Annotated in this window: 5 protein-coding genes; 1 reads left to right on the top strand and 4 read right to left on the bottom strand. The window is 59.0% G+C overall.

Annotated elements, in window-relative coordinates:
* Window positions 1-8: 8 nt before the first annotated feature.
* Complete coding sequence (locus J5M56_RS01690; RefSeq protein WP_207869298.1) at window positions 9-1,172, bottom strand: isovaleryl-CoA dehydrogenase; 1,164 nt, start codon at window positions 1,170-1,172, stop codon at window positions 9-11.
* Window positions 1,173-1,483: 311 nt separating this feature from the next.
* Between J5M56_RS01690 and J5M56_RS01685 the strand changes: the two genes are divergently transcribed.
* The gene (locus tag J5M56_RS01685) at window positions 1,484-3,160 is read left to right on the top strand and encodes an AMP-binding protein (RefSeq protein WP_207869296.1); all 1,677 of its coding nucleotides are present in this window, start codon (window positions 1,484-1,486) and stop codon (window positions 3,158-3,160) included.
* 78 nt (window positions 3,161-3,238) lie between these two features.
* On the opposite strand, the gene J5M56_RS01680 is transcribed toward J5M56_RS01685, so the two are convergent.
* From J5M56_RS01680 to J5M56_RS01670, 3 genes are all read right to left on the bottom strand, one after another.
* Complete coding sequence (locus J5M56_RS01680; protein WP_207869294.1) at window positions 3,239-3,442, bottom strand: cold shock domain-containing protein; 204 nt, start codon at window positions 3,440-3,442, stop codon at window positions 3,239-3,241.
* 95 nt (window positions 3,443-3,537) lie between these two features.
* The gene (locus J5M56_RS01675) at window positions 3,538-11,805 is read right to left on the bottom strand and encodes an RHS repeat-associated core domain-containing protein (RefSeq protein ID WP_207869291.1); all 8,268 of its coding nucleotides are present in this window, start codon (window positions 11,803-11,805) and stop codon (window positions 3,538-3,540) included.
* Window positions 11,806-11,965: 160 nt separating this feature from the next.
* The gene (locus J5M56_RS01670) at window positions 11,966-12,133 is read right to left on the bottom strand and encodes a hypothetical protein (RefSeq protein ID WP_207869289.1); all 168 of its coding nucleotides are present in this window, start codon (window positions 12,131-12,133) and stop codon (window positions 11,966-11,968) included.
* Between the last annotated feature and the right edge of the window lie 66 nt (window positions 12,134-12,199).

Below are 12,199 nucleotides of genomic sequence, written 5' to 3'. Positions count from 1 at the left end.
CCTTGTTCTCAGCGGGTTTCGTTGAACAATTCGCGACCGATCAACATTCGGCGAATTTCGCTGGTGCCGGCGCCGATCTCGTACAGCTTGGCATCGCGCAGCAGGCGGCCAGCTGGGAATTCGTTGATGTAGCCATTGCCGCCGAGAATCTGGATCGCTTCCAGGGCCATCTGCGTGGCGCGCTCGGCGGTATAAAGAATCACCCCGGCGGCGTCCTTGCGGGTGGTTTCGCCACGGTCGCAGGCCTGTGCCACGGCATACAGGTAGGCGCGGCTGGCGTTGAGTTGGGTGTACATGTCGGCAAGCTTGCCCTGGATCAACTGGAACTCGCCGATGCTCTGGCCGAATTGTTTGCGATCGTGAACATAGGGCACCACCAGGTCCATACAGCTTTGCATGATGCCGGTCGGGCCGCCGGAGAGCACCACGCGCTCGTAGTCCAGGCCGCTCATCAACACCTTCACGCCGCCGTTGAGTTGCCCAAGGATATTTTCGGCCGGCACTTCAACGCCGTCGAAAAACAGCTCGCAGGTGTTGGAGCCGCGCATGCCCAGCTTGTCGAATTTATTGCTGCGGCTAAAGCCTTTCCAATCACGCTCGACGATGAACGCGGTGATGCCATGAGCGCCCTTGTCCAGATCGGTCTTGGCGTAAATCACGTAGGTGTTGGCGTCTGGGCCGTTGGTGATCCAAGTCTTGCTGCCGTTAAGCACATAGTGATCGCCGTGCTGCTCGGCGCGCAGTTTCATCGACACAACGTCGGAGCCGGCATTGGGCTCGCTCATGGCCAAGGCACCGATGTGCTCGCCGCTGATCAGCTTGGGCAGGTACTTGAGTTTCTGTTCGTGGGTGCCGTTGCGGTTGATCTGGTTCACGCAGAGGTTGGAGTGGGCGCCGTAAGACAGTGCCACCGAGGCCGAAGCGCGACTGATCTCCTCCATGGCAACCACATGGGCCAGGTAGCCCAGGCCTGCGCCGCCGTATTCTTCGCTAACGGTAATCCCCAGCAAGCCCATGTCGCCGAACTTGCGCCACATGTCGGCGGGGAACAGGTTGTCATGGTCGATTTGCGCTGCACGTGGCGCCAATTCGGCGGCGACGAAGGTGCGCACTTGGTCACGGAGCATGTCGATGGTTTCGCCAAGGGCGAAGTTCAGGCTGGGGTAATGCATTCAATGGCACCTTCTTGTTCTTGAAATAGGAGTAACACCGTAGCTCACGGCCATGACTTCGTCCCAGTGGGAGTGGGTTGGCACTGCGCGAGCGATCGTTCAGGCAGTGGGGTCGCTCGTACTGACGCATTTGGGTAAGCCCACTCCCGCAGTGGGTGTGCTGGGTCGTGCGGTCTTGTGCATAACCTTTACGTTAACGTAAGCCTGCATTGGTGCGCTGTCAATCGACTCATCACCTTTACGTAAACGTAAATCTAGGCCAGAGTAGTTGTCGCCCGTCGTGCCTAAAACAATCACAAGAAGGGACACCCATGAGTCAACCAAGCTATACCCGCGGCCGCCAGGACCAACCGCTGCTAACGATGACCATCGGCCAGGCTTTCGACGCGACCGTAGCCCGCTGCGGCGACGGTGAAGCACTGGTAGTGCGGCACCAGAACCTGCGCTACAGCTGGCGGCAACTGGCCGAACAAGTCGACCTGCATGCCCGCGCGCTCATGACCTTGGGCGTGCGTGAGGGCGAGCGGGTTGGCATCTGGGCACCCAACTGCGCTCAGTGGTGCATCCTGCAAATCGCCAGCGCCAAAGTCGGTGCGATTCTGGTGAACATCAACCCGGCGTACCGTGTGGGTGAACTGGAGTACGTGCTCCGTCAGTCCGGCTGCTGCTGGCTGGTATGTGCCGATGCCTTCAAGACCTGCGATTACCACGCCATGGTGCAGCAGTTGGTGCCGGAGCTGGCCAGCGCCGGGATGGGTAATTTGACCAGCCAGTGCTTGCCGCAGCTGCGTGGTGTGGTCAGCCTGGCGGCTAACCCGCCAAGCGGCTTCTTGCCCTGGCAAACCCTTGCCGAGCGGGCAGGGCAGACCTCACTGCAAGCCTATGCGGCCCGCCAGCACAGTGTGAAGTTCGACCAGCCGGTGAATATTCAGTACACCTCCGGTACCACCGGCGCACCCAAGGGCGCTACCCTCAGCCATTACAACATCCTCAACAATGGCTTTATGGTCGGCGAAAGCCTGGGACTGAGCGCGCTTGATCGCATGGTAATCCCGGTGCCGCTGTACCACTGTTTCGGCATGGTCATGGCCAACCTGGGTTGCATCACCCATGGCAGCACCATGATCTACCCAAGCGACGCCTTCGACGCTGAGCTGGCATTACGTGCAGTGGCCGAGGAGCGTGCGAGCATTCTGTATGGCGTGCCGACCATGTTCATCGCCATGCTCGACCACCCGTCGCGCCTGCAGCTGGACCTGTCGACGTTACGCAGCGGCATCATGGCCGGCGCTACCTGCCCAATCGAGGTGATGCGCCGGGTGATTGACCAGTTGCACATGGCGCAAGTGCAAATCGCTTACGGCATGACCGAAACCAGCCCAGTGTCCCTTCAGACCGGCCCCGATGACGAGCTGGAAGTGCGCGTGACAACCGTGGGGCGTACTCAGCCTAAGCTTGAGACCAAGCTGGTGGACGGCGAGGGTTGCATCGTCCCCCGAGGCCAGATGGGCGAATTGTGTACCCGTGGCTACAGTGTGATGCTTGGCTACTGGGGCAACCCCCAGGCCACCGCTGATGCCATTGACCCGCAGGGCTGGATGCATTCTGGCGACCTTGCAACGATGGATGAGCAGGGTTATGTGCGTATCGTTGGGCGTAACAAGGACATGATCATCCGTGGAGGCGAGAATATCTATCCACGGGAGTTGGAGGAATTTCTGCACACCCACCCGGCGGTGGCCGAGGCCCAGGTCGTGGGTATACCCTGCAGCAAATACGGTGAGCAAGTGGTGGCGTGGATCCGCCTGCACCCAGGCCATAGCGCTACGGCGGATGAGCTGCAGCAGTGGTGCGACGGGCGGATAGCGCATTTCAAGACGCCACGGCATTTCTGCTTTGTCGACGCGTTCCCGATGACCGTGACCGGCAAGGTGCAGAAGTTTCGTATCCGCGAGATCAGCATTGCGCAATGGGTAGCTGGAACGTAGAGCAGGGCGCCTGGTGTTGGCCGCTGAGTGGCCGGTGCCCCGCACTCTGCAGCGGGGCACGGCCTTTGACGCCGGAGGTTACTTACGTTTGACATTGACGGCGTGGGGTTTGCCATTAACCACCTCGATGTCGAACACCACCTCATCACCGTCCTCCAGGTCGCCAGCCTCTTCCGGGGGAAGGTATACCAACTTCTTCTCATATTTCACGTCGATGTGGCCGAATTTATCGACTTCATCCATGTCACGCACTTTGCCGGTCCTGCCTATTTTATCGCTCATGGTTGCATCCTCGTTGTCATCGCTTAGGTGCGCGCTTGCCCATCAACAATGCAAGCGCATGTTGGTGCGTTAACCGCATTCAGCTGTCAGGCCTCCTACCAGAAACTTGCACTCTGGGTTGCAGGTAGCAGCCTGTGCCGTACCGTGCGCAGGGATGGCAAGCGAGGTACCTGCCCAGCTGCAGTGCTACCCGAACGCCTTACACTGACGGCGTTACTCGCCTGCCGCTCGGGTTGCTCTGCGTCCTCCAGCGCCTGGCGCTGGTTTTCTAGGTCTATGCTCGAGTTGATCGTGCCAAGCAAGATATTGCTGTCGAGCAGGTTGCCAGCAGCATCGGCGGTATAGGCGGCCGCGCGGTGCATCCGCGTTTGCATGATCGGTGCGAGCATCCCCTTGCTTTGCATGTAACTGCCAACTTTCCCGATCAGTCCCGACCGGGCGAAGTTGATCGGGGTGTTTTCACCTATTACGACGCTTTCAGTCAGGTGATACATCAGCCGTCGGCGAAGGCTGCCCAGCTTGCCAGGGGAACCCAGGCCGCCCAACGCATCATCGGCCAACGCACTCAGCCGGCCGGCCCCACGGGCTGCACGCCAGGCGCCTTTGAGCCCTTTGAGCCCGGTTCGGGCAAATGTCTTGGCCGCATTCCACACCACTTTGGCGCCTTTGCCCACCAGCGTGGCACCCTTTGCCAAAAGTTTGAGCCCGCTAAGGCCGAGCTTGAACAACCCTGAGAAGCCCATGGTGCTCAACACCCCGGTGGTGACCGAAGCGATGCTAAATGCCCGTGACAACCGAGGGTTCGAATCGGCCGTGAATACTGCCGCCACTTCGAAAGCGAACGACAGTATGCTCATCACCGTGACGAAGCCCAGCACAATCGCCGCCATGCCCCCGGTGACGACGGTCAGCACTGCGCCCACCACCGCCAGCAATGCCGAGAATGCCAGGCCACGCCAACGGTTGCCGACCGGCATTTTCTGCGTGTCGGTCAGCGCTCTTTCGTAGCTGGCGTTCTGCGCCTGCTGGTCCCACCGGCTGATCATGATCGCGCCGCTGGGGTCGTGCAGGTTGACCGGGTCCGGGCAATGGGCATAGTCATTGATGCCCCCTTCGCCGAACGGGCTGAGCCAGTCGGGCTGGGCGTAGCGGCGCAGTGTCGGGTCGTAGCTGCGGTAACCATTGCCGGCGTGATAGTGACCGGTGAGCGGATCACGGCGCATACCGTTGTAACCGTTGACGACACCCTCGAGCGCCTTGCCCTCGCCGAAGGGCAACAAGGGCGCCAGCTCCAGCTTACCGTCCCGGACCTGCCCGGCGACCCCCACCTGTGGGTCATCGATCAACCAACGCACCTCGTTTTCATCGTACTGAGCCAGGCCGCAGGTCAAGCTTGTGTGCTGGCAAGCCTCGCCAGCCTTGTCGTAACGCAATTGGCCAATAAGCTCGTCGCCTTCATAGCGCAGCTCGCGGGTGCTCTGGTCGCTTTCCAGGTACTGCGCCGCCAGACGCTGGCTGCCGTCGTATTCATAGCGCGCTAGTAGCTTGCCGGCTTCGTCGCTGACCTTGAGGATCTGGCCGGCGGCGTTGTAACTGTAGTGATGCTGGCCAGCGGCGTCGGTCAGAAAACCGTTGGCGTTCCATGCCAAGTTTTGAGGGGCATCGTCGCAGTTGATTCCCACAAGCTGGGTGGGGTCGGTTTTGCTGTAGGCCAGGTTTTCGGTTTGGGTTTTGCCGTCAAAGGTGGTGGTGATGCATTGCGTCAGGTTGTTCAAGGCATCCCAAGTGAACGCCTGGGCTTTGACCGCCATGCCCCGTGCATTGAGCGGGCAATGCTTGGCGGCGCTGGTTTTGCATTCGTATTTTTGCAGGCGATCAAGCGCGTCGTACTCGAAATGCTCCGCACGCAGCTGCTTGCCTTGCTCGTAACTGGTCTTGCTAGCCAAGCGACCATCGCCGCGCCAAGTCAGGCATTGCTTGAAGCATTCGCTACCATTGCGCAGGAAGCGCCGGGTCATTTCCTGGCCAAAGCCATCGTATTCACTCAGTACTTGCCAGCGGCCGCCGGCTTTGAGTGCCAGGGCGCTACGCGACTGCAGGCGGCCCTGTGGGTCGTAGCGGTGTATGACCTCTTCATGGTCCTGGCACGTGCGCAGCAACAGCCCTTGGCGGTCGGTGAACACACGTTGCCAGTGGCCGTCAGCGCGCAGCGATGCCAGCGTCAGTCCACGCAGGCTCTGCCAGCGGCAGCCCTGGCGCTTGGAACGGGGCGATGTCTGCTCGACATGCTGGCGTCCAGGCAGGTTGGCGTCGCGGTAGGTCTGTTTCCAGTCACTGGCGGTATTGCTGTCGCTGGCGGCCGAGTCGAGGGTCAGTGTGTCATCGTTGACGGTGAGGCTGGAGAGGGTATGGCCCTGCGCCATGAGCCATGAACCGCCGGCGTTCTGAAGGGTGATGAGGGTGCTTTTATCAGGCAGCGTCACGCTAGTATCGCTGAAACCGTAAGTGCGTTTGCCCACGGTGCGCGAAGTGAGCGTGCTGATGGCAGTGACTTTCTGCGTAGCCACTACCACGCCGTCCACTTTCAGTTCGGTGGCGTGGTTGCTCAGGCCGTGATAGCTGTAGGCGATGGTGGACTTGTCGGGGCGGGTAAGCTGCGTGACCCTGCCCATTGCGTCGCGCTTAAGGCTGTAGGTAGCAGTTTGCGTGCCCAGGCTACGTTCGTATCGGATGACATGGCCTGACCGGTCGTAGTGCCTGAGCAATTGCAGCTGCGTACGGCCAGCACTATCGGTCAGGTGCTCCACTTGTTCGAAGGTCCCGTCCCTGCGATGAGCGAACTCGGAGCTGCGTTGGAACAGACATTGCCCGTCCAGGCCATGTTCGACCAGGTGCTGGGTCTTGATATCCTGGGTCGCCAGCGATTCGCGCCCAAGGCTGCCTGATGCGATGTCGGTGTTGCTCTGGGCTTGCAGTGCACTGAGCATCCCCGGCCCATCCAGGCCTCCTTGTTCGCGGATCCAGGCTCGCGGTCCTGTACCCAGCACTCCTGGGGTCATCTCGACCACAGCCTGGCCGCCGGGCAGATAGTCCCAGCTACAACTGGCCAGCAGTTCCCCGGAGTCCTGACCGTGAAAGTCATAGTGCTCAAGCGCAATGAAGTGCTGGGTGCCATGCTTGCACCACTCGCGTCGCCAGGTGCGTTGGAGGCCGTCGATATAGCTGCGGCTGATGTCCTGGTTTTTATGGGTATGCGTGGCGACTTTGCCGTCAGCCGAATAGCGCGTGCTGGTCGACTCGTCGGCTTGCTGGTCTTTGCCTTTGGCTGTAGCACCGTCCTTGATCAGGTAGCGTGATTCTTCAATCACACGGCCCAGCGCGTCGTACTGCCAGTGCACCTCCTCACCTTGCTCCATTCGTTCCAGGCGGCGCCTGGCATGGCGTGAGCGTAGCTCGGTACTGAGCAGTTCGGTACCTGCCGAGGTGGTGCTGCTGACGCGCACGGTAATGCCAGGGGTAGTCGGATTGTCCTCGAAGGCTTGCAGGTTTTTAAGCTCGAAGCGCTCTTTGCCGTGATGGGTGACTTGGGTATCTGTGACCGACCACTGCATGACCTTGCTTTGGGCTGTCTTAGGGCTGACCTCGCTAATTTCGGTGGTGCGCTGGCGCCAAACGAGGGTAGCCCCGGCATCGGTCAGCGCCCACTTGGTGTCGCTGTCGAGCCTGTCGCCTTTGACTTGGCCTTCGACCCCTTCGATCACCACCACTTGTGCCAGCTCCAGCAGGTCGCGGGTACCGCGCTTTACCTTGCGGTAGCCAAATAGGCGTAGCCCTTTTGCGTTGCCGAAGGGGTCGCACTGGTATTCCGCCATGACCGGCGCCGTGGCGTAGTCCGGGATGAATGGGCAGTTGAGGGTTGGTAGCGCTTCCAGCCCAGTGAGCGAGTTGAGCTTGATCGTATTGTCGCCAGCCTGGCTGTAGTAGCAGCGGTACAGAATGTGTTCGTCGCTTTTATGCAGGCGCAGCACATTACCGGCAAGGTCCTCTTCCTGGGTCGCCACCTCTACAGAGCGCCCCAGCCCGTCGCGCTCCTCACGTGGGGTATTGGCCAGTAGCCAAGAGATGCTGGCCGCCAGTTTTGGGCGCTCTTCATCATCGGATTTGTCGAAGAACCACTGAAGCAGCTCGTGCTGGCGCTCTACCAGTACCGCCCCGTCTTTAACCGTCGGTTCGTCATCCTTGTCGCCGGCCTTCAAGGCGAAGAGCAGCTCGGCAAATTCATCACCCGCCCCGGTATAACGGTAGCCTTTGGTCAGCCGAAGCTTGTCGTTGTTCTTTTGGTCAGGGCGGGTGGTGAAGGACAGCCAGTGATCCTTCTCCGAAGCCACTGCGCGCAGGAATTCGAAGCGCTCGACACGTCTTTCATGTTTGACGCGGCCATGCACCAGCAGGTGTCGCTCGCGCGCGCTGTGCGGGCCGCACTCGTATTCGACGCTGACAATGCGGTGGTCGGTCGCCAGGAAGTCCCCGTCATACTTGTAGGTGGCTACCTGATTCTGCTGGGCATCGCCTGGTATCAAAGCATGCAGCATTACTCGCGGCAGCCCAGGGCGACGATTTCTGTTCCCATTGGTTGCTTGCCAGGGTTGGTATTTCACGCATTCGATTGACCCATCCAGTTCCCTCAAGCTACACAGTACGCGGTCCAGAGTGGGGTCGTCGTCGTAGTCGCAGTCCACCTGTTGCAGCACGTTGTCGTTCTGCTTACGTGTGAGTTTACGCAGCAAGTAGCCTTCGAGTTCGAGGTTGACCTCATACTTCTCAGCCTGGCTGCTGGGCCAGACCTGCATCCGGACCTCAGAGCCCGTCTTCTCTTGCGGTTTGATGTATTGCGCTTTGAATAATGCTTCGTTGCCACTGTTGACCGCTACCAGCAGAAACTGGCCTTTCTGACGCTTCCATTCCAGTGCGAGTTTCTCACCATAGGGCGACTCGATGATCGTGGGCAGTAGCTGAACGAAGGGTTTCTCGTAGTCGGCGATGCGTCGGTCGAGCTCCTTGATATTGTTGTCTCCCTGCCAGGCCTGGACTGCTTCGTCGTAGTCCAGGGCTGCGGAGCTGTAGTACAGATGAGGCAGGCACATCAACGTCCATTGCTGCCAACTGTCAGGCTTCGCTGGGAAATCAGGCTTGGACTTGGTGCGGATAGCTTTCAGCGTTTTCAGCACGAGGTCCTGAAACGCTTTGTTCGGTTCTTCCTCGTCGCTGCCTTGGGCGGCGGGCTTTTTCAACACTTCCTGCCGGCCGGATGGCAGATCGATGATGAACTCACTGTAATCGGCGTTGCTGCGCACTACGCATGCGGGCAGCTTGAGCGCTTGACCCTTGCCCAGTTCGGCCCATTGCGCGTCGGTGAACTTGACCTGGACACCATCGGCCAGGGTCAGCAGCCTGTCGCGCACCTGCACGCTGGAGAAGCGCCAGGCCCAACCGTCACCCAGTCCGGCCTCGTTGGCGCGCATGGCTGAATAGTGCAAGGTCAGTTCACATACCGGCCCTTGGCCTTGCAAGCCTTGCAGGCTCGCCACCGGGTAGTGGGCATGGAACAGGCCTGTGCGCGGGTCGACGCCTGATTCACTGTGGCCGGTAGTGTCGAATACTTCGGAGCCGTTTGTATTGGCATAGTCCTCGCATAGGTAAGTTATTTGTGTCCACTCCTTGAGTTTGGGTGGGGGCGTAAAGCTCACAGGCGTGGGTCGTGGCCATAATTTAGTGGGTTGCACTTCACCGATGTGGCCCACAGTCAGGGATTCTTTACCGCGCTCTGATTCTGGGCAATACAGATAAATGGCAAATTGCTGCCTAGGTATTGGACCTTGCCAGACGATAGTGTCGGTGGTGACGGAAAGTGGCCATATCCGCCTTTCGAGTAGAGGCTTACCTTGGTCCCTACGCGCTTGCTTGATGAGCTCGAGGTATCCAGCGTATGGCCCGTCACCAGCCTCGGCCAATGATGCGAAGTAATTAGCTTCCAAGCTCTCCAAGGTTTTGTCCATGAGACCCATTATGTCTACATCGGGCTTAAGCGTTTGGATGGCTTTCTCGGAGGCTTGGTAAAGGGCCTTGAGTAAGTTGTTCGTGATATTGTCGATAGCGCTGAAATCTGTCGAAAGGTTAGAGTTGATAGTCTTTTCTAGAATGCCTCGGAAGCGCTCGGTAGTTGAGTGATCTACAGCAGAAGTTGCGGGTGAAATTGCGTTGTGGTTTGCGGATCCATCACGATTCAAATCTTTGGTGACTGTGTCATCAGCTGATTTCGTAATGGAATGGATTAAGTCGTCGTAAAGGGTTTCGTAAATGCAATTATCCGTAACTTTTAAATGAGTCTCATGTGCGGTTTTTTGGCCTGCTTGAGACGCATTCTTGACCTTAGAATGCTTCAGGAGAAGTTGTGAGGAAATTGAGTATTTGAGGGCGTTTGAGATGGGCTTAGGGTCGTATGGTTTGTGTGGGCGGCTCCTAAGGAAATGTGAAAAATCCGAGGAAGTGTTCTGGCTTATGTTTTCCAGGTGTGTATGTAATGAGCGTTCAGCGGGGTCGGTTAGATAGCTTTTCAGCACCGACTCAATATTTTTCCTGCTTTCAGCAAGTCTTTCTGCATGAGCGGAGCGTTCACAGTATGTTATGAACTTTCTGATGTTACTTATCTGTTCAGCTTCAACACTGTAGCGTGCAGCAGCCAGGGCAGCGCTGGCTAGACCTTGCGGGGTTGTAAGTTTTGAGAACTCTGCGGCTTTGAAGGCTGGCACTCCGGCCCCTGTAGTTAGGGTGGAGCCATACATTCCCTTGAGATTTTCAAACCACCCATCCCGTGCCAGGCACGCCATTACCCGGTAACCTTTATCACGTGCTTTGTCGCTTAGACGGAATGCCAACTCGACGCTAGTAGGTACGGAAATCATTAACCCTTCAAGCCCGCGTGTTTCATCGATTTCTAGTTCAATGGCAGGTTCACCGATGCGAGGCCATTCATCAGCGCTGAGCAGCTCCACTCCATAATCCTCGACGCTCCACCCATTGCCATCACCAACATTTGCCAATGCGACCTGCAACTCCGCATCCTTCAATACCCATACCTGCTTGTTGTCCTTAACTTCCAACTCAGGCCATTTTTGCCCTTGAATGAAACCGGCCAATGCCTCAACCCAGGTAGTCTGGTTCTTCGGCGCTGCCTCGCAGTCCTGTGGCCTGAACAGCGCGTGGTGTAGCAACGCTTGGTTACCGGGATGGCGCACGGTCACCAGCACGGCATCTGCCGGTGTGTTGAAGGCGGCTTTGAGCAGTGGGCCTTCAACCCTATGCTCCTGACCCGGTAGCGTGGCGAAGATGCGCAGGCCGTCGCCGCGCTGTTCAAGCAGCGCGGTGACTGGGTCAATGCGCATGTACGGCGCTACTTCCGAGCCGGCCAGCGCCTTGGCCCAGGGTTCGAGCCATTTGCCACTGGCGCGCTGGGCTTTGCTCGGCAGCCAGATATGTTGGCCGAGCAGGCGGTGGGAAAATGCATCGTAGACCCACGCCTGAAGTGCCGCGCCGCTGGGCGTGGCGCTGGCATCGAGCGGATCGCTGGCCCACCAGTGCACTTCGGTCAGGGTAACGCTCAGTTCAGCATGCTGCGGCCCCCAGAAGGCATTGCCGGTAGCACCTGGTGTCACCGTGCAGGCTTTGGCGTCAAAGACACCGGCACGTATCAGGGCGCTGTCACGGTTGATCTGCTGGCACAAAGCTTTGCTCCAGCCGCTGTCCGCTTCGGCGGTGAACAGGTGTTGTTCGTGCAGCGCCTGGGTTTTGAGGTCGCGCACTTGCAGGCTCAGGGTCTGGCCTTTGCTCAGCGAGAAAGCGTCGTTGCATGCCAGTACCTGCACGCAGTTGCCAACAAAAGGGGCGGTACTGAAGGCCCGATAATCAGCCTGGCACCACAGGCGCGGCGCAGCGTGGCTGCTGGAGAATTCGTTTTCGTCGGTCCAGCCGCCGGCGGTGATGGGCTTGCCGGATGCGGCTACGTGCGCGGCGAAGTCTCCCAGCCACTTGGCGGCGTCCAACTTGCCAGCTTTGGCGCTGTAGTCGACCCGTATCAGTTCGCCGGTGCGCCGGTGTACCAGGCAGGCGCTGAGCATTTCATCTTTGGTCAGCGCACGCCCGGCCTTGATCGGGCACAGGCTGTACCAGCCACCCTCGACACTGCCCACCCGTTCCAGGCCAAAATCCTGCATGTCTGGCAGGCTGCCGTCGGGTAGGTTGCTGATCAGGTAGGGTACGGGGAAATTGGCTGATTGCGTGGCGTCAACGGAAGGCTTGGTGGACATTGTCTAGCGCTCCAAGGTGCAAGAACCATGAAGCACATTCTTCGAGGGTAACGCCCACTCTCACAACTGGCAAAAATGCTAGGTGGATGCTGTGAACCGAATGGTCTGATGCCGGCCCCCGAATCGGGGCCGGTCAGTCATGCAAATAGGCTGAGGTTGTCTATTCTGAGGCTTTCACCGCAGGTTCTTCATTCGGCGGGTCGCCCACCGTTGGCGGCACCGTAGGCTTGACCGGCTGCTCATCCGGCTCTTCTTCGGGCACGTGCTGGGGCAGGGTTGGGTCGTCGATGTTGGGATCTGGTGTTTCCGGTGGCGTGGGAATGTTCATGGCCTGACCTCGCATGGGTGAGTGAAGAGGTGCTGCAGGCTCTGACCGCTGACAGTTGCCGTTCGC

It is taken from the genome of Pseudomonas sp. 51_B (genome assembly GCF_017491595.1).
GTDB lineage: Bacteria > Pseudomonadota > Gammaproteobacteria > Pseudomonadales > Pseudomonadaceae > Aquipseudomonas > Aquipseudomonas promysalinigenes.
Note: the sequence above shows the minus strand (reverse complement) of the source record. Positions and strands in the feature narration are given on the sequence as shown.

Excerpts from the sequence above, each read along its gene's own strand:
- J5M56_RS01685 (WP_207869296.1), top strand. The coding sequence starts at position 1,484 with ATGAGTCAACCAAGCTATACCCGCGGCCGCCAGGACCAACCGCTGCTA.
- J5M56_RS01670 (WP_207869289.1), bottom strand. The coding sequence starts at position 12,133 with ATGAACATTCCCACGCCACCGGAAACACCAGATCCCAACATCGACGAC.
- J5M56_RS01680 (WP_207869294.1), bottom strand. The coding sequence starts at position 3,442 with ATGAGCGATAAAATAGGCAGGACCGGCAAAGTGCGTGACATGGATGAA.
- J5M56_RS01675 (WP_207869291.1), bottom strand. The coding sequence starts at position 11,805 with ATGTCCACCAAGCCTTCCGTTGACGCCACGCAATCAGCCAATTTCCCC.
- J5M56_RS01690 (WP_207869298.1), bottom strand. The coding sequence starts at position 1,172 with ATGCATTACCCCAGCCTGAACTTCGCCCTTGGCGAAACCATCGACATG.